General features: G+C 67.1%; 23 protein-coding genes. All 23 read left to right on the top strand.

The window, feature by feature from the left end:
• The 23 genes from MHA02_RS15105 (at window position 1) to MHA02_RS15000 (ending at window position 20,384) form a co-directional block, all read left to right on the top strand.
• Window positions 1–1,059: a phage late control D family protein gene (locus MHA02_RS15105; protein ID WP_147080072.1), complete on the top strand. Its 1,059-nt coding sequence runs from the start codon at window positions 1–3 to the stop codon at window positions 1,057–1,059.
• Window positions 1,059–1,667 carry a phage baseplate assembly protein V gene (locus MHA02_RS15100; RefSeq protein ID WP_147080070.1) on the top strand — a complete coding sequence of 203 codons (609 nt, stop codon included), beginning with the start codon at window positions 1,059–1,061 and terminating at the stop codon, window positions 1,665–1,667. The genes MHA02_RS15105 and MHA02_RS15100 overlap by 1 nt, the downstream gene beginning before the upstream one ends.
• A 27-nt stretch (window positions 1,668–1,694) precedes the next feature.
• Window positions 1,695–2,057 carry a phage tail protein gene (locus MHA02_RS15095; RefSeq protein ID WP_147080068.1) on the top strand — a complete coding sequence of 121 codons (363 nt, stop codon included), beginning with the start codon at window positions 1,695–1,697 and terminating at the stop codon, window positions 2,055–2,057.
• On the top strand, window positions 2,057–3,184 hold the full coding sequence (locus tag MHA02_RS15090; RefSeq protein ID WP_147080066.1) for a baseplate J/gp47 family protein: 1,128 nt from the start codon (window positions 2,057–2,059) through the stop codon (window positions 3,182–3,184). The genes MHA02_RS15095 and MHA02_RS15090 overlap by 1 nt, the downstream gene beginning before the upstream one ends.
• Before the next feature lie 4 nt (window positions 3,185–3,188).
• Complete coding sequence (locus MHA02_RS15085) at window positions 3,189–3,959, top strand: UCP028438 family phage-derived protein (protein WP_147080064.1); 771 nt, start codon at window positions 3,189–3,191, stop codon at window positions 3,957–3,959.
• Between the two features lie 74 nt (window positions 3,960–4,033).
• Window positions 4,034–5,983, top strand: coding sequence for a glycine-rich domain-containing protein (locus MHA02_RS15080; RefSeq protein WP_147080062.1), 1,950 nt, complete (start codon window positions 4,034–4,036; stop codon window positions 5,981–5,983).
• 10 nt (window positions 5,984–5,993) lie between these two features.
• Window positions 5,994–6,428, top strand: a complete 435-nt coding sequence (locus tag MHA02_RS15075) for a hypothetical protein (RefSeq protein ID WP_147080060.1) — start codon at window positions 5,994–5,996, stop codon at window positions 6,426–6,428.
• A gap of 9 nt (window positions 6,429–6,437) precedes the next feature.
• Window positions 6,438–7,097, top strand: a complete 660-nt coding sequence (locus tag MHA02_RS15070) for a hypothetical protein (protein WP_147080057.1) — start codon at window positions 6,438–6,440, stop codon at window positions 7,095–7,097.
• A gap of 115 nt (window positions 7,098–7,212) precedes the next feature.
• Entirely contained in the window at window positions 7,213–9,411 is a 2,199-nt protein-coding gene (locus MHA02_RS15065; protein WP_147080055.1) for a collagen-like protein, read from the top strand.
• Window positions 9,412–10,125: 714 nt separating this feature from the next.
• Window positions 10,126–10,629: a hypothetical protein gene (locus MHA02_RS15060; protein WP_170249283.1), complete on the top strand. Its 504-nt coding sequence runs from the start codon at window positions 10,126–10,128 to the stop codon at window positions 10,627–10,629.
• A 3-nt stretch (window positions 10,630–10,632) separates the two neighbouring features.
• The gene (locus tag MHA02_RS15055) at window positions 10,633–12,330 is read left to right on the top strand and encodes a hypothetical protein (protein WP_147080051.1); all 1,698 of its coding nucleotides are present in this window, start codon (window positions 10,633–10,635) and stop codon (window positions 12,328–12,330) included.
• Window positions 12,331–12,455: 125 nt separating this feature from the next.
• The gene (locus MHA02_RS15050) at window positions 12,456–14,387 is read left to right on the top strand and encodes an SGNH/GDSL hydrolase family protein (RefSeq protein WP_147080049.1); all 1,932 of its coding nucleotides are present in this window, start codon (window positions 12,456–12,458) and stop codon (window positions 14,385–14,387) included.
• Window positions 14,388–14,803: 416 nt separating this feature from the next.
• Window positions 14,804–15,346 carry a hypothetical protein gene (locus tag MHA02_RS15045; protein WP_147080047.1) on the top strand — a complete coding sequence of 181 codons (543 nt, stop codon included), beginning with the start codon at window positions 14,804–14,806 and terminating at the stop codon, window positions 15,344–15,346.
• A complete protein-coding gene (locus MHA02_RS15040; protein ID WP_147080045.1) occupies window positions 15,343–15,945 on the top strand; it encodes a hypothetical protein in 603 nt (200 codons plus the stop codon). The genes MHA02_RS15045 and MHA02_RS15040 overlap by 4 nt, the downstream gene beginning before the upstream one ends.
• A gap of 13 nt (window positions 15,946–15,958) precedes the next feature.
• On the top strand, window positions 15,959–16,477 hold the full coding sequence (locus MHA02_RS15035; RefSeq protein ID WP_147080043.1) for a hypothetical protein: 519 nt from the start codon (window positions 15,959–15,961) through the stop codon (window positions 16,475–16,477).
• 11 nt (window positions 16,478–16,488) lie between these two features.
• Window positions 16,489–16,872 (top strand): hypothetical protein, encoded by a 384-nt coding sequence (locus tag MHA02_RS15030; protein WP_147080041.1) that lies wholly within the window; start codon window positions 16,489–16,491, stop codon window positions 16,870–16,872.
• Window positions 16,873–16,906: 34 nt separating this feature from the next.
• Window positions 16,907–17,251 carry a septal ring lytic transglycosylase RlpA family protein gene (locus tag MHA02_RS15025; protein WP_147080039.1) on the top strand — a complete coding sequence of 115 codons (345 nt, stop codon included), beginning with the start codon at window positions 16,907–16,909 and terminating at the stop codon, window positions 17,249–17,251.
• A gap of 79 nt (window positions 17,252–17,330) precedes the next feature.
• Window positions 17,331–17,495, top strand: a complete 165-nt coding sequence (locus MHA02_RS22230) for a hypothetical protein (RefSeq protein WP_170249279.1) — start codon at window positions 17,331–17,333, stop codon at window positions 17,493–17,495.
• Between the two features lie 53 nt (window positions 17,496–17,548).
• Window positions 17,549–18,043 (top strand): sterol desaturase family protein, encoded by a 495-nt coding sequence (locus MHA02_RS15020; RefSeq protein ID WP_147080037.1) that lies wholly within the window; start codon window positions 17,549–17,551, stop codon window positions 18,041–18,043.
• Window positions 18,044–18,153: 110 nt separating this feature from the next.
• Window positions 18,154–18,954 carry a glycoside hydrolase family 19 protein gene (locus MHA02_RS15015; protein WP_147080035.1) on the top strand — a complete coding sequence of 267 codons (801 nt, stop codon included), beginning with the start codon at window positions 18,154–18,156 and terminating at the stop codon, window positions 18,952–18,954.
• Window position 18,955: 1 nt separating this feature from the next.
• A complete protein-coding gene (locus tag MHA02_RS15010; RefSeq protein ID WP_147080033.1) occupies window positions 18,956–19,201 on the top strand; it encodes a hypothetical protein in 246 nt (81 codons plus the stop codon).
• Window positions 19,201–19,608: a hypothetical protein gene (locus MHA02_RS15005; RefSeq protein WP_147080031.1), complete on the top strand. Its 408-nt coding sequence runs from the start codon at window positions 19,201–19,203 to the stop codon at window positions 19,606–19,608. Before MHA02_RS15010 ends, MHA02_RS15005 begins: the two co-directional genes overlap by 1 nt.
• Entirely contained in the window at window positions 19,536–20,384 is an 849-nt protein-coding gene (locus MHA02_RS15000; protein ID WP_238180449.1) for a hypothetical protein, read from the top strand. Before MHA02_RS15005 ends, MHA02_RS15000 begins: the two co-directional genes overlap by 73 nt.
• Window positions 20,385–20,488: the final 104 nt, after the last annotated feature.

Genomic DNA, 20,488 nt, shown 5'->3' with positions numbered 1-20,488 from the left:
ATGTCCGACCGGCGCCCGCGGGGCTACATCCTCGCCGGGGGCGTTCCCGTCGAGTGCATCTCGATCGAGGTGCATCTCGGCCGCGAGGCAAAGTCCGATACCTTCCACGCCACGCTGGCGATGTCCGGACTGCCACCGGGCCGAGACACCGCCTACTGGTGCGACACGCCCGAAATCGAGATCAAGGTCGTCGTCGGCATCGACGGTGCCGATTTCAGCGCACCGATCTTCGAAGGCACGGTCACCGCCGTCGCCCCGAAGTGGCTGGAGCGCCGGATCGACGTCAACGGCCACGACAAGACGAAAAAGCTCATCGACAAGAAGTCGAACGAGAGCTTCAAAAACAAGAAATCCGGCGACATCGCCTCCGAGATTGCAAAGCGGTCCGGGCTGAAGCTCGATGTCGACAGCGATACGCTGAAGGCCGGCCGGCAGTACGACATCGACCACGTCCACACCACGAACGGTTACACCGACTGGGACGTGATCAACTACCTCGCCGAAGCCGAGGGCCTAGTGCCCTTCGTCAAGGGCGACACCCTGCATCTGCGCTCCGACAGCGAAGACGATCTGCCGATCCTGCAGGTGGTCTACGAAGAGCCGACGCCGGAGAGCTTCGCGCGCGGCGACTTCATCACCCTGTCAGGCCAGCGCAACCTCGACCTCGCGCAGAAGGCGACGGTGAAGGTCAAGTCGCACGACCACCGCACCGGCAAGAGCATCGAGGCGAAGAAGACCCTCGCAGCGGCCACCGGCGTCGGCAAGGACGGCGACGGCATCACCTACGAATACCGGGCGCCGGGCCTGAAACAGAATCGCGCGGATCGAATCGCAGAAAAGCGTCTGAAGCGCGCCACCAAGCAGGAGCGCCAGATCAGCCTCAACGTGCCCGGTGATCCCGGCATCACCGCCCGGATGAAGCTCGACCTGTCCGGTACCGGGTGCTCGTTCGACCAGCGCTACGACATCGAGAGCGTCGAGCACCGGATCAACGATGACGAGGGCTACCGCTGCCCGATCACGGCGAAGGCGGCGTCCAAAGACCGGAAGATGTCCTGATGTCGGATCTCTCGAACCTGATCCGTCGTGAGTCGTCCTACGCGGACGCCTCGCGAGCCCCGATACGCATCGCCGAAGTGACCTCGTACAACGAGGACAGCCATTCGGTTGTTTTGAAGTATATGCCGGAAGGCAATTCGAGCGGCTGGGTACCGCTGGGATCTGCACATATCGGGAATGGTTTTGGTATCGCCATAGGGCCCAACATCGGCGACCAATTTGTCGTCGCCCACATCGAGGGCGATCACAACACCCCCGTCATCATTTCCCGAATCTATTCTGACAAGCAAAAGCCGCCGAAGGTGAAGGCCGGCGAGATGCTGCTGATGCACGGCACCAAGGGCTCGATGCTCTTCGATAAGGATGGCGGCATCACCGTCACCCACAAGGACGGCGGTTCCTTCAAGTTCGACAAGGACGGCCACGTCAGCGTCGACACCAAGGGCAAGAACATCACCGTCGATTCCGGCGCCGGCTCGCAGAGCTTCAAGGGCAAGGGGATCAATATCAAGGGGCCGGTGACCGTGGACGGCTCCGTGACCGCCTCCGAGACCATCGCCGGTGCCGGCGGCGTCACCTCCGGCGGCCGGGGCGTCCTGACCGCTTAAGCCGCTTCCCACGACCCGGTCGGACCTATGCCTGATCTCAGCCTGATGATCGGCTCCGACCTCTCCGTCGGGCCGACCGGCGACCTGCTGCTCGTCGACGGCACCCAGCGCGGCGTCCAGCGCGTCCTGCGCCGCCTGCTGACGGTGGCCGGGACGTACATCCAGAACCTCGGATACGGCGCCGGCGTTCAGCTTCGCGTCGGTGGCCTGATCGACGCCGATGAGCTGTCAGCACTGATCCGGTCGCAAATCTTTCGCGAGGCCTCCGTTGCCCGCGACCCCGACCCCGTCATCGTGGTGACGCCGATCCTGAACGGCGTCCACGTCCGGATCATCTACGCCGACGCCGCCACCGGCCGGCAGCAGACGCTGTCCTTCGAGGTACCGTGATGGCGGCGATTCCGATCCGCAACTTCGTCACGCTGGTGGAGAACTTCGCGGCGGGCGTACAGGGCCGCGCGACTGCGCTCGTCGACTTCTCGGTCGGCGCCGTCCTGCGCGCCGTGGCCGAGGCCACCGCGGACCTGACGCTCTGGCTCGAAAGCCTGATTGTCTACGTCCTGACCCTGACCCGCGCCGCGACCTCAAGCGGCGCCGATCTCGATTCCTGGGTCAACGATTTCGGCCTGACGCGTCTCGGCGCGGCGCCGTCGAGCGGCTCGGTCGTGTTTTCGCGGTTCACAGCGACCGTCGAAGCGTTGATCCCGGTCGGCGCCACCGTTCAGACCGAGGATGGCTCGCAGACCTTCACGGTCGTCGCCGACAGCACGGTGCCGTCCTTCAGTCTAGCCCGGAACGGCTACGTGGTGCCGATCGGCGTCGCGCAGGCCGCAGTACCGGTGAAGGCCGACATCCCGTCGGCGGCGAGCAACGTCCTCAAGAACACCATCACGGTGATCACGTCGGCCACGCCCGGCATCGACACCGTGATCAACCTCGTCGCCTTCGCGAACGGCTCCGACGCCGAGACCGACGAGGCGCTGCGGGTGCGCAAGACGCTGTTCTTCGCCTCCCTGGCCAAGGCCACAAACCCCGCCATCGCCTTCGCGGTGTCGAGCCTCGAACTCGGGATCCAGTATCAGATCGTCGAGAACGAGAGTCGCGACGGCAGCCCGAACCCCGGCTTCATCTACGTCGTCGTCGACGACGGCACCGGCGCACCGGGCGACGACCTCCTCGCCGACGTCACCACGGCGATCTACGCCGTGCGAGCGTCGGGCATCATCTACGCGGTGTTCCCGCCGACGGTGCGCAACGTCCGCATCGAGATGCATGTCGAGGCCGCGTTCGGGTACCTGCTCGCCGACGTCGAGGCCGCGGTCTCGAAAGCGATCAGCACGTTCGTGAACGGCCTCGGGCTCGGCGCCGGCCTGACCTACACCCGGCTGGTCCAGGTCGCCTACGACGCCTCCCCCGGCGTGAAGAACGTCACCGGCCTGACCGTCAACGGGGCCAAGGAGGACATCGCCCCCTCCCCCCAGGTCACGATCAAGGCGCCCACCATCGTCATCGGATAAGACCATGGCCGTTGGCGATGCGGACGACATGCTGGCGCGCCTGCGCACGCTCCTGCCGCCCTGGTTTCCGGACGAGGCCCCGATCCTCGACGGTCTGCTCGGCGGCATCGCGGCGCTCCTGGCCTTCGTCCATGGCCTGATCGCATACGCCAAGGCGCAGACGCGGATCGCCACGGCCACCGGCGGCTGGCTCGACCTCATCGCCTTCGACTTCTTCGGCCTGCGCTTCCTGCGCCGTGCGGCCGAGACCGACGACGCCTTTCGTCCCCGCATCCTGCGCGAACTGCTGCGGCCGCGCGCGACGCGCGAGGCGATCCGGCGGGCGCTCGTCGATCTGACGGGCCGCGAACCGGTCCTGCAGGAACTCTGGAATCCGGGCGACTGCGGTGGCTACGGCATCGGCGCCATCGCCTATGCGGGCAGCGGGACCGGCGAGCAGCCAGTCTCAGGCTACGGTGACAACCCGAGCGCCTATGGGATCGGCACCTTCGCCTACGTCGTCCCCGCACCGAGCCAGATGGTGTCGGGCGGTGCCGGCGCCTGGGGCTCGCTCGCCTACCCCTACCAGACCTTCATCACCGCCTTCCGCCCGGCAACGGCCGGCATCCCGGAGCTCTCCGGATACGGCAGCCCGGGCGGCGGCTACGGCGTCGGCGTGATCGCCTACGCGGATCTCAGCCAGTCCGAGGCGCAGGTCACGGACGCCGAGATCTACGCGACCATTGCCGCGACTGTCGCGGCCGGCACGATCGGCTGGACCGCGATCCAATCCTAGCGCGCCGCCGCTCGCCCGACCGCTGACGGTCGGCCCCAGCGCATCCCGAACATCCTCCGACCGAAAGTCCCGCGATGGATAGGCCCTTGGTCTACGCCGGTGCGCTTCCGCGCGACACCGACATCCTGACGCTCGCCAAGAATGCCATGGTATCCGACGGCCTGCTCGCGCAGGCCTTTCTCGGGACCGGCATCGTCGTCGACGGCTTCTCGCTGAGCCCGACTGCACCGGCCTCGCTGATCGCGACGCTGTCGCCGGGCGTCGTCTTCCAGACCGCGAATATCGACGCGACGACCTTCGGCTCGATTGCGGCCGACAGCCGTTCGATCGTGAAGATCGGCAAGGCGCTCGACGCCACTGCGCTCACCTTCGCGCCCCCGAGCACGGCGGGCTACTCGCAGGCCTTCCTCGTCGAGGTCCAGTACCAGGACGTCGATGACGGCGCGAAGGTGCTGCCGTACTACAACGCCGCCAACCCGGCGCAGCCCTTCGCCGGTCCGGGCAATGCCGGCACCGCGCAGAACACCGCCCGCCGCGGCGCCGCTGCCGTCCAGGTGAAGGCCGGTATCGCCGCGACCGCCGGCACCCAGCAGCCGCCCTCCCCCGATGCGGGCTGGGCACCGCTGTTCATCGTCACGCTGAACGCCGGTCAGACCACGATCACGGCCGGCAACATCGTCCAGCACGCGTCGGCGCCCTTCATCCCGACGAAGCTGCCGGGCCTGCCGACCGCCGTTCAGTCGGGCAAGTGGGTCTACGGTGTCGCCACGGGCACCAACGACCTCACCGCCTCGGTCAGCCCGGCCCCGGCCGCGCTGATCGACGGCCTCGCGGTGCGCCTGTTCTGCCCGAACACGAACACGGGCGCCGTGACGCTGGCGCTGAACGGGAATGCGGCCGCGGCCGTCGTCACCCGTGGTGGCGCGGCGCTCAAGGCCGGCGACATCTCGGGCGAGATCATCGAGGTCGTCTTCAAGAGCGGCGCCTGGCGCTTCCGGACCGCGGCGCGATCCGAGCTCGCGCAGACAGTCCCCTCGCTGCAGCTGGTCCACACCGGCGTCGTCGCGACTGGCGGGGCCGCCACGGCCACCAACCTCGTCGTCGACGTCGCCCCGAACATCACCGCCTACGAGCAGGGGGCGCTCTACACGATCACGACGGCCCTGGCTTCGGCGAACGGCGGCACAACGGCCAATCTCGACGGCCTCGGCACGCGCCCCGTGAAGCGGTTCGACGGCACGCCAATCCAGGTCGGCGACTGGCTGGATAACGCCGAAATCATCCTCGCCGACAACGGCTCCGAGCTTCGTCTGACCAATTCCGGCAACGGTCCGACCGTCACCTACATCAACACGCTCAAGATCCCGGGCGCCTCGCCGAAGCAGTACATCACACCTGGCTCCTACTCGCTCTCGATCCCAGCGAACCGCACGTTCCTGGTCCGGGAATGCCGCGGTCCAGGCGGAGGCGGCGGCGGCGCCAACGCTTCGACCTCAGCGGGTTCCGGCGGCGGCGGCGGTGGCAATGCTCAGAAGGTGGCCACAGCGGTCGTCGACACCGTTTTGACGATCGTCGTTGGCGCTGGAGGGGCAGGCGGTGCCGGTGGTGCGTCCCCGCAGAACGGAGCGGCCGGGGGCACCACCTCGATCACGGTCGCCAGCGGATCGGTTGTCGATGCCAACAGTACCACGTTCAACGCCGGGCAGACCCTCTGCGCAGCGACGAGCGGTGGTGGTGGGTACTTCTCGACGTCCGGCGCCAACAACTCGCAGTTCGGGGCAGGCGGCATCGCGTCGGGCGGCGACATCAACGACAACGGCGATGCCGGCGGCTACGGCCTCCCCGTCGGACCATCTTATCTCGGCGGCGTCGGCGGCGCGTCCCCGGGCGCCGGCGGATCCCCGAATTTCAACTACGGCGCGGCCGGCAACACGTCGACCGCCCCCGGCGTCGGCGGCAACGGTTCGTCGGGCAACTATCCCGGCGGCAACGGCTCGCCCGGCCGCGTCACCCTTACCGTCTGAGGATTGAAGCATGGCTCTGTTCGCGCTCGTGAATAGCGGGATCGTGCACGCCCTGTCCGAAGGCGAGGACGCATGGCCGCACGACCTGTTCGACGTCCGGGACGTCTCCCACGTGGCGGACATCGCCATCGGCTGGCTTGCGACCGATGACGGCTTTGCGGCCCCACCGCCGCCGCCCGTCGTTGTCGTCGTGCCGACCTCGGCCTCGAAGCTCGGACTGAAACGCGCCCTGGCCGAGACCGGGGAGCTGGCCGTGTTTCCGGAGCCGGAATGGCCAGCGGTAAAGGCAGCGCTCGCGTCCAATCCCGACCTCCAAGAGGACTGGGATCTGGCCACCGAGATCCGTCGCGTCGACCCGCTGACGCAAGCGATGATCGCGGCGCGCAGTTACAGCCCGGCGCAGGTCGATGCGCTGCTGATCCGGGCCAACGAACTCGTCGCCTGAGGCCGGTCCGTGACGAACATCCTGGCGATCCAGCCGCGTTACCAGCCCCTGCGCGTCGCGCTCAACGACGACTGGACGGACAGCTTTCCGCTATATCAAGCCGGCACCGCGGGCGTCGTTGTCGGCAGCGGCAACACCGGCAACGGGTCCGTCAGCGTCCAGAGCGTCGAACCCCGCACGCCCTTGGGCGGCCACGCCGTCGTGGTGACCTCGACCGACAATCTCGTCGGCATCACGGTCACCGATCCCAACGGCGCCGTCACGGCTCTGGGATACGCCGGCGCACCACTCTCCGCCGGCGGTCTCGTCCTGACGGTCACACCGGGCTCGACCCCGTTCAGGGTTGGCGACGCCTTCGCGGTGCAGCCGACGCCCGCGACGATCAACGACACCGGCATCAGCTATGTGCTGCAGGTCCGGCGCGCCGACACCATCCAACGGCTGATCTTCGAGGCGTTGTCCGACCCAACGGACAATTCCGATCCCCTCATCGTGAAGGGCAACGGAACTGGCGCTCCCGGTCTGATGGTCCCCTACACAACGATGGGATCAGGACGTCTGCTTCCGGGCGACTACGTCTACGAGCTCCTCGCGTTCGGCGATGACCGACGCAAGGTTGCTTATTACGGTCCGCTGACCTTCGTCGAGGCCGTCGTCTACCTGCTCTGACCGCCCCTCGGGCGGTCCATACGGCCAGCTTCTGCCCGACCGCAAGCCGCGCGTCCCGGCCCAATCGCCCCGGGCTTTTCCACGCGCGCCTCCCCCTGTCTTCGAGAGTTCCGGCATGCCGTACGTGTTGGGCGCGTCCTCCGCGGGCGTCGTGCCTCAGGTCGTGCTCGGCGGCGGCGCCCCGGGCCTACGCGGCCTCCCTGGGGGCGCCGGTGCCCCCGGTTTGCCCGGTGGCCAGGGCGAACGCGGTCTGCAGGGCGAGCGTGGCGAGCGCGGCAACCCCGGCCAGCAGGGCAACCCTGGCCCGAAGGGCGACCCTGGCCCGAAGGGCGACCAAGGCGCGGGAACGACGATCAAAGGATCGCGGGCTACCCCCTCGGACCTTCCGTCGTCCGGCAACACGCTTGGCGACGTCTACCTGATGACGTCGAACGGGACCGGCTATTCCAGCGGCGACGGCTACGTCTACACCGCCTCCGGCAACGACGCCGGCCCCGGCGGCAACTGGCACAACGTCGGCCAAATTCGAGGGCCTGCCGGCGCGGCTGGAGCACAGGGCGCGCAAGGACCGCAAGGCGCCACTGGCGCTGCGGGCCTGCAAGGGCCTCAAGGCAATCCGACGACGGTCAATGGCAAATCCGGATCGTCAATAAATCTCATCGCCAGCGACGTTGGAGCAGCCGATGCTGCGGCGACAGCCGCGTCTCTGGCCGCCAAGGCGCCTGTTCTCAATAATCTGGTCGCTAATGGTACGGCCGACGATGCCGCAAATCTTTCGTTCGCCGATGCGCTTCAAGGCTTCGGGGAATGGCTACTTAAGCCCGGCACGATCCGGATTTCGTCCAACATCACCCTCTCGGCTCACTATCGTTTCCCGCGTGGCGTGATGCTGAAGCCGGACAACGGCGTCACGGTCACCTTCACGGCGGGTCTGACTGCAGGTGCCTATCAGATCTTCGACCTGTCGGCCGGTGGCTCCATCGCTGGGCTCGCGGTCTGCGAAGTCGATTGGTTTCACGGCTTCAAGAACACGACGACCGACTGCATCGCGGCCACTCAGAAGGCGATCGACGCCCTCGTAAACAATGGCCTCGGGCTGATGGGCGCCGGCGAGTATCGTGCGGCTGGCGGTACGCTGGTGGCCACCCGCGGGCAGAGCCTCGTCGGCCGGGGCCGAGCGATCACCCGCGTGCGCTGGTCGACGGGAACCACCAACTTCATCCGCACCACCGGCGTTCCCGGCTCCCGCATCTCCGGGATCGACATGGGGCCGGTGTCGCTCTCGGTTCGCCCGACCGCTGGCGTTGCCCTCGACATGCAGGTGTCGGGCTACTTCAACGACATCAACATCTCGACCGCCTACCGAGGCATATCAGTCAAGAACAGTGCGGGCGTCCGTGGCTATGATTTCGGCGTGTCGGACGGCCGAGAGACCGCCGTCTACATCGAGAACTCAAACGACGTGTTCCTCTCGCAGTTCGTTACTGCCTCAATCTGCGACACCATCAACTTCTCAAGCGTCAACGGCACATTCCAGGCCGGCGAGGGGCTGACGATCTCCGGCTCGCCTTACACGGGCTTGAACATCATCCAGCTCACTGGATCGCAGTACCGAATGCTGATCCCGAACCAGCTGGCCGCTGGCACGACGGTGACGGGCAACACATCAGGCGCCGTCGGCACCATCAGCTCAATTGATTACGACTTCAGCCTTGGTTCTCTGCGACAGGTCGGGGCCTGCGAGGCCATCATCCTCAGCGACGGCGATTTCATCGGCGGGCTCTATGCCAAGACGATTGGCTCGCCGAGCCTCACCCGTGGTCAGTGCTCAGGCTACAACCGCTATGCGAACGTATTCTGGGATACGTCGCACGAGGGGATGCTGCTCTCGCAGATCGCACAGAGCATGTACATCGGATGCTGGTCTTGGAACCATGGCGGCAACGCCGTGCAGATGGACAGCACTGACGGCCTCAAGTTCATAGGCTGCGACATTGGCGCAAGCCGAAACATTGGCTTTGCAGTCAACAACAACAACAAAAACTTCAACATCGAAAGTTGCAATATTTCGATTAACGGCAGCGGCGGCGTTCGCGTGGGCGGTTCTGGCAATGCCGATTTTCACATCAGCCGCAACAAGTTCAACGTCGACTTCTCTCAGCCTGGGGCCAAGCAGGGATTTGGCGTTCGCTTAGACTCTGGATGCGGTGATTACTTCTGGGTGACTGAGAATAGCGCCAGAAACCTCGTCACCGGAGGTATTATCGACAACTCAGGCGCAACGAACAAATTCGTTGACCGCAATTTTGGTTAAGATAGGTGAAAATGTCAGACGATTTGGAGAAAAAAATAGCAGCATCTGGACGGTTCAAAAGACCTCGTGGCATCCATATCCAGTTGCTTGCTTCGGCCTTGGCGCAGGGCCGTGCCTTTACTGCCAATCCCGATCAGTCACCGCCCGCCCTGCTTGATACGATCAACTATTCGAAGACTGATCGCTCGACCACATCAGAGACAGTGGGGACGCCAAGGCGCGACCCATGACCAAGCAACGCAGTCCGCGCACACGGTCGGCCGTCACCAACGGCACGCGGTCCTTCCTCGAACCCGGCGCCGGCAACACCGAGGCGTAGCGGCGCTCGGATCGAGTGCATTCGCCCGCGCGCCCGCGCAGTCGTTCATGCGAGATCCACCATGTCCAGACCCGCACAGGCCGATCAGGCCCTCTGGCAGGGCGACGACGGTCGGTAGCTCCAAAAAGCGGAAAAGGCCGGCTCACGCCGACCTCTTCACCCCTACCACGCCACGCCAGACCCGACCCAGCCTCGCCGCGCCGTGCCTCGCCATGCCACGCCGAACGGTGCCGTGCCATGCCGCGCTAGTCACGACGGTATTCCCGGTCCCTTGCGGGAGCAAGTCGATCTGAAGGTCTTCCATGCCCGCTACATGCCTCGATACCGCGGATTGGCGGGTCATTGTCCCACTCGTCGTTCCCCTGAACCTGACGGGATCGCGGCTCACGGCCACGATGACAGGCAGCTTCGGCGGTCCCGAGGCCGTGGCGCTCGATAGTGCGAACGGTGCGATCACCTGGATCGCGGACACGAACGGGCTGACGGACAGTCTCATCCTATCGGTCCCGAAGGCGGCGCGCGGGGGTTGGCTCGCTTCGACCCCGACGACGCTCGTGTTCGACGTTCACCGGACGGTGACGGGGTCGACGATCGACGAATGGCTCGGGCGGTCATCGGTCCGGGTTCTTCCGGCCACCGACAGCGCCCTGGTTCGGCAGCAGGCGGCCTTCACGCAGATCCTCGTGGCCGGCCAGCCCGGTTCGGGCGTGGTGCTGCCGGCGCTGACCACCGGTCCGCAGGGTCCGACGGACACCGCCTACACCGATCAACGCGTCGCCGAACTGCAAGCTCAGATCGACGCCGTGACGGCGCTCAACGCCGACCTGCTCGCGCCGCCGAACCTCAACTTCCACCGGTTCACCATGACCGGCTTCGCCCCTCTCATCTGCCGGATCTGACCCATGACGGGGACTGTCTACAAAAACGCGCTCGGCGCGCCGGTGATCTATGCCGACGCGGATCTCGGGCTGGATCCGTCCGGCGTACCGATCCGCGCGCCGCGCTCGGTGCCCTCGACGGAAGCCGGAGCCTCGCTGTTCACGCAGGCCACGCCGGGGCACGTCACCCTCGACGCGCAGACTGCCGGGCTCGCGACCGCGGCGGGTCAGGCTTCGGCTCTGGCCGTGCTGCAGGCGCTCGCCACCGAAGCGGGGATTGAGGCGGCCCTCGCAACGCTGCTCGCCAAGAACGAGCAGGTCCGCGCGCTCCTCGCCGGCACGCTGGCCGTCACCGCGCCGGCCGGCCAGCGCATCCCGGTCGATGTCGGCGGGGCGACGATCCACGTCGACGGCAACATTACCGTCGCCAATCAGGTCGAGATCAGCAACGACACCGGCAACCCGGTGCCGGTCTCCGGCACGCTGACGATGCAGAACGCAGACCTCGCGTCGCTCGCCAGCAAGGTCCCGGCCCAAGGTCCGGCGCCGTCCTCGAACAGCCTGCCGGTGGATTTCGCGACGAACGGCGTGTTCGTGACGAGCTTCGGCAAGGCGTCCGATGCGGCCTGGGACGGTTCGGCCGCGTCGGCCACGGCCGTCGCCGTCCTGAAGTACCTCGCGGCCCAGGATGCCACCACAGCTACCAAGGCAGAAGCGATCCGAGCGCTGCTCGCCGCGCCGCTCAGCCTGCCTCAGGGCGCTTCGACGGCGGCCAAGCAGGACGTCGCGGCCGCGACCCTCACGAGCATCCTGACGGCGCTGGGCACGCTCGCGACGACAAGCCAGCTTCCCACATCCCTCGGCACGAAACCGGCGGCACAATCCCTCCCGGTGGTACTGTCCTCGGACGGCCCCTTCGCCACGAACTTCGGTCTGCAGGCCGACACGGCCGCGACGTCGGATGGGGGCGCCTTCTCCTTCGTCGCCCTGTTCAAGCGCTCGCTCGGGTACCTTGGGACGCTGGCGGGTACTGTATCGGGTGGCCTGCTGAGCGTCCTGACGCCGCCGCGCGAAGCCTCGAGCGCGCTCTCGCTCGTCGGCGACACCGTCTCCGTCGAGATGTCCGGCCGCAACACGATCATTTTGGCCCTTCCGACAGGGACATGGACCGGCTCGATCGTCATCGAAGGCTCGGCACTCGGTGACTATTCCGACGCCACCGCGATGTCCCTGCTGCCCTACGGCGGTGGTCCTGCCGTCTCCACCTTCACGGCACCCGGCATCTATGAGGGCACGGCCACCGGCCTCAAGGCCGTGCGGGTTCGCGCCACCACGGCGATCACCAACGGCCCCGTCACGGCCCTGATGCGGGCGGCGATCGGCAACAAGTCGATCCGGGTCGGGACGCCTGCCAACAACCCGCTGCCGGTCGTTGGCCCCTCCGCGAACCTCGCCGGGTCGACGATTGCGCTCCCTGCCAACACCTCGACGAAGATCGCGAGCGCGGGCGACCGCCTCTTCGAGATTACGAACAACGGGACCACCCTGTTCACCGCGAGCTTCGGGGCCGCTGCCGTCGTCGGTTCGGGGATGCCCTTCGCGGCGGCTCCGACCGCCGGCGACCAGGGCGGGAGCCGTGGCTGGGACACCGGCCTCGTCACGCTCGTCGACATCTTCGCGATCTCGGCGAGCGGATCGTCCGTCTTCGTCCTGAAGGGCTGATCGCCCTCAACGCCTGACCTGACCCTCAACGTCTGATCCGCCCGCGCCTCGTGCCGCTGGGCTCTCTCGCCATGCCCGGAGACCGACCGATGACGACCTTCGCTTTCGCGCGGGAGGGCTGAGCTATGGGTTCAAGCCTTCCGCCGTTCGGATCTCAAACACCTTTTGTCGCCGGCAACGGCAACACTGCTCGTAGCAGTGTCGTTCGTGCATCTGACTGGTTGAACGTCAAAGACCGAGGGGCCAAGGGCGACGGCGCGACCGACGACAGCGCGGCGCTGGTCTCGGCCGATGCCTATGCCGCAGCCAACGGCTACCGTTACCTCTATTTCCCGCCGGGCTTGTACTACGCGCCCGCGATCGGTCAGGGTGGCAAAGGCTTGTCGCGCACGATCCTCGTGGGCGAAGGCCGGCTGACCGGAGCCAGCTACAGGCAAGTCACGCCGCTAACGGGCGGAACGACACCGCCGCCTAGCACCGACCTGATCCCGAGCCAGCATCTCAAGCAGTTCGCAAAGGCTCTGGCTGCCGGCTCGGCCAAAGTCGTCATCATGGGCGACTCGACGAGCACCGACACCGCCGACGAGATCGCGACGACGGAGTACATGTGGCCGACGATCATCCGCAGGATCAAGGCGGACAACCCCGGCAAGAGCATCAGTTTCGTCAACCGGGCCGTGGCGTCGCAGACCTGGACTTCCGCTGCCGGTGCGGCGACGTCCAACTTCCCGTCCTGGTACACGCCAACCTCGGCGAACTGGCTTAGCCTCGTCCAGGCTCAAAGCCCCGATCTGCTGTTCCTCAACTTCGGAATGAACCCCGACGCCACGCCGATCAATCTCGACGCCTTCCACACCGTGCTCGACACGATCGCCGGGTGGACGAAAGTTCCGGACGTCGTGCTGATCACCAACAAGCAGACCGCCTATGACCCGGTTGGCTCTTTTGGTGGCTACCCGCTTGGTCAGGAGCCCCGCTACGTCGCGGCCGGCTTCCTGCGCACCTATGCCCGCGCCAAGGGGCTCGGCCTGATCGACTTCAACCGTTGGCAGCGCCTGATGCGCGACGGTGTCGACCCGGTCGACCAGCGCATGCAGCAATCCGTGGTTGGTGTTGCTGGACTGTCCTTGCCCGTTACGCTCGGCAAGACCGATGGCGATTATGATCTCAAGGCGACATTCCCCGGTCAGGGGTCGAGCCTATGGTCGAACCTGACCAACCTCACGGTTCAGATCGGTAACAGGTCCGACAACATCCTCGTCCTGGGCAAGGACAGCGGCAGCGGCAACCTCACGCTCCAGGTCTACGAAGGCACAGGGCGCAGCTACGCCGGCTTCATCGTCGGCGGTGTGCCTGCCTCTGGCGCGGGCGATCTTGCGCTGGAGGTGCAGGTCAAAGCGGGCGTTCTGACCGTGCTGTGGAACGGGGTTCAGGTCTACAGCGAACTGGTCCCCCTGTTCGGCGGGCCATTCACCCCGTCGATTGCTGGTGTCGGCTCGAACGTGGCTGGCGTCAGCACGACGGTGGCATCTGCGACCCTCGGCGTTTCGCGAACCTACACGCCGACGGTTACGGACTTCGAGACCTATACCAACACGACGGCCGGCGGTGGCAACACCCTCAACCACATGAACGCCCTCGGGATCGCGGCGATCGAGGTGCCCGTGTTGCAGGCGACGCGCTTCTCCGGATCGGAGGCGCTGGACCCGCTTCTCGGCTCGGTAAAAGTCGGAAAGGCGACCAACGGCCTTGGGGCGCTTAGCGTCTTGCCTGTCGCGAGCATGGCCAACTTCATGACGCTGAAAGGGGCCATTGCCGGCAACGCTATCACGTTCGCGCCGAGCGACAGCACGGACATCGACGTCACGGTCGAATATGTCGGCAAAGGCGCGTGGGGACCACGGTTCGGATCGTTCCGGCTCGGATCAGACGCGACCGCCGGCTTCATCCCGGCAGGCCAGTTCTTGCTCTGGAAGAATACATCCACCGGGACGGTGAAGTTTTACTATAACGATGGCGGGACGCTGAAATCGCTTACTCTCACGGCGGGCGGCTGACGATTGTGTCCAGAGGCGGCCTATCAATGATGCGCCCAGCGCTCCCCGCCCTCCTGCTGGCCACGCCGGCGTAAGGCCAAGCGGGTCGGGATCGTCGATTTGACGATCCCGACCCGCCGTCACCCCGCAAGGCGGGCAACCGAGCGAGACGACTGGCCAAGTCTAATCCCCCTCCCTCGGTCGCGGTAGGCGGCTGAAGGACTGGGCCCCTCCAATCGTCGCCACCGTCACCCGAGGCCGTGATGCCCGATCCCCGATCGTTTGGCTTGGGTGCCGCGGTGTCCGCGCCACCCTTCGGGCAGCCGGCGTCGCCGGTGCGGCCGGTTCCGGGTGCGACCTCTGGAAACGTGCCGGCGTGGGCGCGGCGGGCGCCTCCGCCGTCTCCCGCGCGCGGCTTGAGCGAAGCTGAGCGAGCCTTGTTTCAGGGGCCACCGGGCCGGGATGGACCGCAAGGCCCGCCCGGTCCGATCGGCGGCGGTCAGGTCGGCTACAGCCGAACGGTGCGCGAACCGGGGGACCTCCTCGCGCAGCGGACCCGCACGCCGATCGCCTTCACGCCCGATCCGGCCCTGAGTTCGCTGTATCTCAACCCCCCGTTTGCGGGCCTCACGCTGTGGGACGGCGCCCGTGTCAGGGGCCGCGCCTTCGCCGACCGCTTCAAGATCCAGGTGAACCTGCTGGTCCGCTCGATGCAGGCCAACGGCACGATCCTCCTCGACGTGGATGCCGGTGTCGTTCCCGGTTCGACGCCGCCTCTGGCGACCGACACGGCCGACCTGTTCAAGGACGCCGGCGACCCCGATCCCGAACGGGTCACGCTGGTGGTCGAGTTTCAGACGCTCGACAAGGTGATGGCGAACGGGGCGGCCCTGTTCCTGACCTCGACCGTGCCGATCCACATCCTGAAACGCTCGGTCCTGGTCTATCCCGAGAGCACGTTCGTGGGATCCTCGACATGATCGCGGTCGGTTACGACGCGGCGCTCGGGGGCGTCCGGATCAGCGGCGACACCAGCATCTTTCAGGCGCGAGAGCTGATCGCGAGCCTGCGCGTCGATGGCCAGATCAGTATTGCTCGCGCGACCACCGGAGAGGTGATCGTCTGCGCGCCCTACGGGCTGATCACTGGCCTCGACGAGCAGGCCTATGCCACGGCCGCAGACTGCCTCGGCTATCTCGCGGCCACGCTCGCCCGGCGCCCCGTTGGCTCGCCGGTCGAAGCCCTGATCGCCGACGGCGATCTCGGCGGCCACCGCCTCGTGCGAAGAACCGGGTCCGGGCGCGTCGCGCTCGCGTCCTGCGACGACCCGAGACAAGCCGACAGCGTCCTCGGCCTCACGCTCGGCGCCGCCCTCGCCGATGCCACCGTCGACGTCCTGACCTGCGGCCCCGTCGAGGAGCCGTCGTGGAATTACGCGCCTGGGCCGGCCTTTCTCGGGCCGGCCGGGACGCTCGTGCAAATCCCGCCGGAGGCCGGGTTCCGGTTCCCTGTCGGCACCTTCGTGACACCGAGCCGCCTGATCCTGGCGCTCGGCCCCGCCGTCATCCTCGCATCCTGATCCGGAGCTATTCATGGCCGCTGTCCAGCGTTTCCTTGTGCAGGGCGCTACGTCACTCGCCGAGGCCGTTCCCGTCACCACCGGCGGCGCAGCCAATGCCGGTAAGATCCCCGCCCTCGATCCGACGACCGGCACCTGGGATCCGACCATGATGCCGCCCGGCGTCGCGGCGGACATCAAGGACATGCCGGCCTCCGAGGCGCTGGCCGGTCCGTGCCTCGTGAACGTCTATGCCAACAGCGGCGCCGCGACGGCACGCAACGCCGACGGCTCGACGCAGGGCAAGCCGGCTGACGGCTACGTTCTCGGACCGGTTGCGGCCAACGGCACCGCCCGCGTCTATCTCGGCAGCGGCGTCGTGCCCGGCTTCACCGGCCTGACCGTCGGCGACGCATTCCTGTCGCCCTCGACGCCCGGCGCGGTCGCCACAGCCGGGGCCGCGACAGCCGGTCAGACCTGGCAGAAGGTCGGCAAGGTGCTCGACGCCAACACGCTCCAGTTCACCCGCGGCGAGCCTGTCTCCCGGAATTGAGGTCGACGGCCATGGCACAGCGCAAGCCGGTCGCCCTCTTGGCCACCGGCCTCGCCGAGATGCCGGCCGGTGACACGATCCCAATCCCCGCCTACGGCGCCTCGGGCGTCGTTGCGGCCTGCAAGCTCTGGATTGGCGAAGCGAGCACCACGTCCACCGGCGCCTGGTCGGTGGACCTGTCGCAGGCCGGGTTCACGGCGGTTCCCAAGATCCTCGCTTCGGCGCTGTCGGCCGACACGACGATTGCAAACTCGGCCGTCGCGATCACTACCGGCCGGACCCTCGTTGCGGCATCCGGTTTCGTGAACCTGCCCAACACCATCGCGATCGGCGGCATGCCCGAGAAACGTGCCGGCGCCGGCCTGACCGTCAGCGTTCTCGCGATCGGCCCCTGAGGCCCCTCCCCTCAACTGAAATCGGAGATCCCCGATGCTCCTGCAGCGCCTCGCGCTGCGGGCCGCGATCGTCTGCGCCCTGCTCAGCGTCGCGCCCGCTCACGCCGACATCGCCTCTTGGTACGGACCCGGCTTCCACGGCCGGAAGACTGCCAACGGCGAGCGGTTCGACCAGAACGCCCTCACCGCCGCGCACAAGACACTGCCGTTCGGCACCCGGATACGCGTGACGAACGAAGCCACCGGCCGCTCGGTGCTGGTGCGGATCAACGATCGCGGTCCCTTCGTGAAGGGACGCGCGATCGATCTCTCGGCCGGGGCGGCGCGGGCGATCGGCTGCGCCGGCGTCTGTCGCGTCGGCTTAGCGCACGGCGGCTGAGCCCCAGGAATCCAAAGATCGGCGCGGGATACGTCATCTGGCGCTCCCGCAGCCGTAAGCCCCCTGAAGGAGAACCAGCATGGACCTCAAAACCATCGAGACCGAGGCCGCCGCCGGCGCAGGTACCGCCGCCAAATCTGGCCTGCGCGCGCTTGTCGCCCAGGTCGCCGCCCACCCCCGCTTCGCGACCGTAACGGCCATCGTGGCGATCGTCGCCGCCGTGATCTTGGCGAAAGTGTTTTGAGCCACCCGCACCGGGGCCCGACCATTGGGCGCCGGTGCGACAGGAGTAAGCGTATGTCGCGCCTGGCCTACTATGCCGACTTCGTCACGATGCCGGTCCTAGCCCTGCTGCTCATCGTTCTCGGTGATGCCGGTCTCGTCGGCATTGTGTCCGGCCTCTTCACCTGGACGCTCGCCGAGTACGCGATCCACCGGGTGCTGTTCCACCGCGTGCCGGGCTTCCGGGCTGCGCACGACGCGCACCACGCCAAGCCGTGCGGCCGCACCGGCGTGACGTCCTGGCACTCGCTGGCGGTCTTCGCTGGGCTCGCCCTCGTCCTCCCGGCCGGGATTTTGGCCGGCTTCGCGCTCGGCTACCTCGGCTACATCACGGTCCACCACGCCGTGCATCACTGGACCATCGCGCCGGGGCATCCGCTCTACGCGCTGAAGCTGCGCCACGCCGCGCATCACTGCGGCGTCGAGGCGAATTTCGGCGTCGTCACGACGGCCTGGGACCGGGTGTTCGGGACTTACCGGGCCAACCGATCAAAATCCCGTCAAAAATAGACCACTTCGGTCAATCGCTAAGCTTCTGATCTGAAACGTTATTTTCAGCGCATTGGATCAGATCGCCCGCCCGCGATCAAAACTGGCCCACCCGACAATCGGAGACCACCATGGCGACGTCCACCGACGCGGGCGCTTTCGCGCGCCTCGATCGCGGCAAGTTTTTCGACGGCGTCCGTCCGCTGTTCGGCGCGCTGGCCCAGTCGCAGGTCGACGGCGTGAACCGGCTGCTCGATGCCTTCTTCCTCCACGCGCTGATCCTCGACCGGCGCCACCTCGCCTACATCCTGGCGACGAGCTTCCACGAGACCGGCCGGCGCATGCTGCCGGTGCGCGAGGGTTTCGCCGTCTCAGATGCCAGCGCGCGCGCCGCCGTCGCGCGGCTGCTCGCGTCGGGACGGATCAGCCGGAACTACGCGCTGCCGAACGCCGCCGGGCGCTCCTTTTACGGCCGCGGCGACGTGCAGCTCACGCACGAGGACAACTATCGCAAGATGGGTGCGCTCCTCGGGCTCGACCTCGCCGGCAATCCCGACCTGGCGCTCCTGCCCGACGTGTCCGCGCAGATCCTGATCGAGGGCGTGACGCGCGGCCTGTCGCTGAAGGGCGACTTCACCGGCAGAGCTCTCGAGGACTTCATCGCGGGCTCACGCTGCGACTACGTCGGCGCCCGCCGCACCGTGAACGGCACGGACAAGGCCGCGCTGATCGCGGGCTACGCCGTGACGATCGAGGCCGCGCTCGTCGCCGGCGGCATGCCGCTGACCGCCGCGCGTCTTCCTGGAGCTCTCGGAAAGCCCGTGACCGTGCCGGTGGTCGCGAAGGCCGATGTCGAGCCGCCGGCCTCCAACGACAACGCGCCCGGCTTCTGGTCGCGTCTCCACGCCGCCCTGTCGCGAAAGGACGTCTGACATGAACATGGTCCAGCGCATCAACGCGCGCCTCGTCGGCGTGCGGATTTACCTGCTCGCCCTTCTGTTCTCGCTGCCGGACATCCTCAACGCGGTGGTCGGCTTCGACTGGTCGCTGATTCTGCCGCCCGAGTACGGGGTGAAGATCGGCGCGGTGTTGACCCTTGCGCGCCTGGCGCTGCCGCCGGTGCTGAAGAGCATCCGCGATGCGGCGCGGCCGGCCGGACCCGGCGAAGGACCACGCTGATGGGCTTCTTCGCGTCGCTCGTGCTTGGCCTTCCCGGCGTCATCGGGAAGCTGTTCGACTACCTCGGCAAGCGGTCCGACAACAGCGTTCTGACGAACGGCCAGAACGTCACCGGTGATACGACGGTCGCCCAGGCGCAGCTCACGGCCTACGTCGAGGAGCGGAAGGTGATCGCGGCCGAGCGGGCGGCCCAGCACCTCTCGCCGTGGACCGCATGGATGATCCCCTTCGCCTTCGCGCTGTGCATGCTGCACTTCGGCGCGATCGTGCTCGACTCGACCTTCCTGTTCCATTGGCGTGTGGCCGCTCTGCCCGAGCCCTACGACAAGATGGAATGGGCGATCGTCATGGCCGTGATCGGTGTGACGGGTATCGCCGGCACCGTCCGCAAGATCTTCACGAGATAACCGGCGCGACCGCCGTCACAACTCCCGCGAAGGTTTCGCGAGAATTCCGCACCCGCTCGACCGAAACATCGGCGCGCACCCTCCGGTCATTGGCCGGGGGGTCTTTTTGCCCGTGGGGGCTCAATGACATGACCCAGCAGTCCTTCCAGCATCCTCAGCAGATGCAGCAGCAACAGATGCAGCCGACTTCCGACTCCCGCCTCTCGGCGCTGGAAACACGGGTCGAGGGCATTGTCGGCACCCTGCAGAGCGTCGCCTCGGCCGTCACTGGCTTGAGCGACAAGCTCGATCGCCGGGGCCAGACGCCCTGGGGTGTGATCTGGTCAGCTGTCGGCGTCGGTATAACGGTCCTTACCGTCGTCGGTGGGTTGGCCTTCTGGCCGCTCACCTCCGGCATGTCCGATCTGAAGACCGCCCTTCAGGTCATGCAGGATAGGGCCGATAAGCGGACCGAGCAGGTTGCGGCGACCCAGGTCACTCGTGCCGAGCACGAACTGCATTGGCGGGCCCAAGAGCGGGACTACGACTTTCAGCGGGATCGCATCGCTCGGGTCGAGGCGCGGGCCGAGAAGCGGAACGACCAGCTCGCCGCCGATCTGAAGCGCCTCGAGGACAACGTCGTCTCCCGCTCGGAGCTGACCGGCCGCTTCGAGGCCCAGGACCGGGTCGTCGGCATGCTTCGCGGTTCCGTCGATGAGCACATCCGGGCTTTCAACGATCGCCAGCAGCACCGGATCGACGCTCTCGACACAGGACGCGGCCAGCCTCCGGGCTGATTTCGCAATGCCCTCGCGTCGAGGCTGGGAGCCGGCCGCCGCCGTAAGTCCGATCTCCGCCGTCACGATGCGATAGCGCCCGCTGCCTTTCGAGGTGGCGGGCG

Origin of the sequence: Methylobacterium haplocladii (assembly GCF_007992175.1) — a bacterium.
Lineage (GTDB): Bacteria > Pseudomonadota > Alphaproteobacteria > Rhizobiales > Beijerinckiaceae > Methylobacterium > Methylobacterium haplocladii.
The sequence above is the reverse complement of the archived record's forward strand: the minus strand, read 5'-3'. Positions and strand labels throughout refer to the sequence as shown.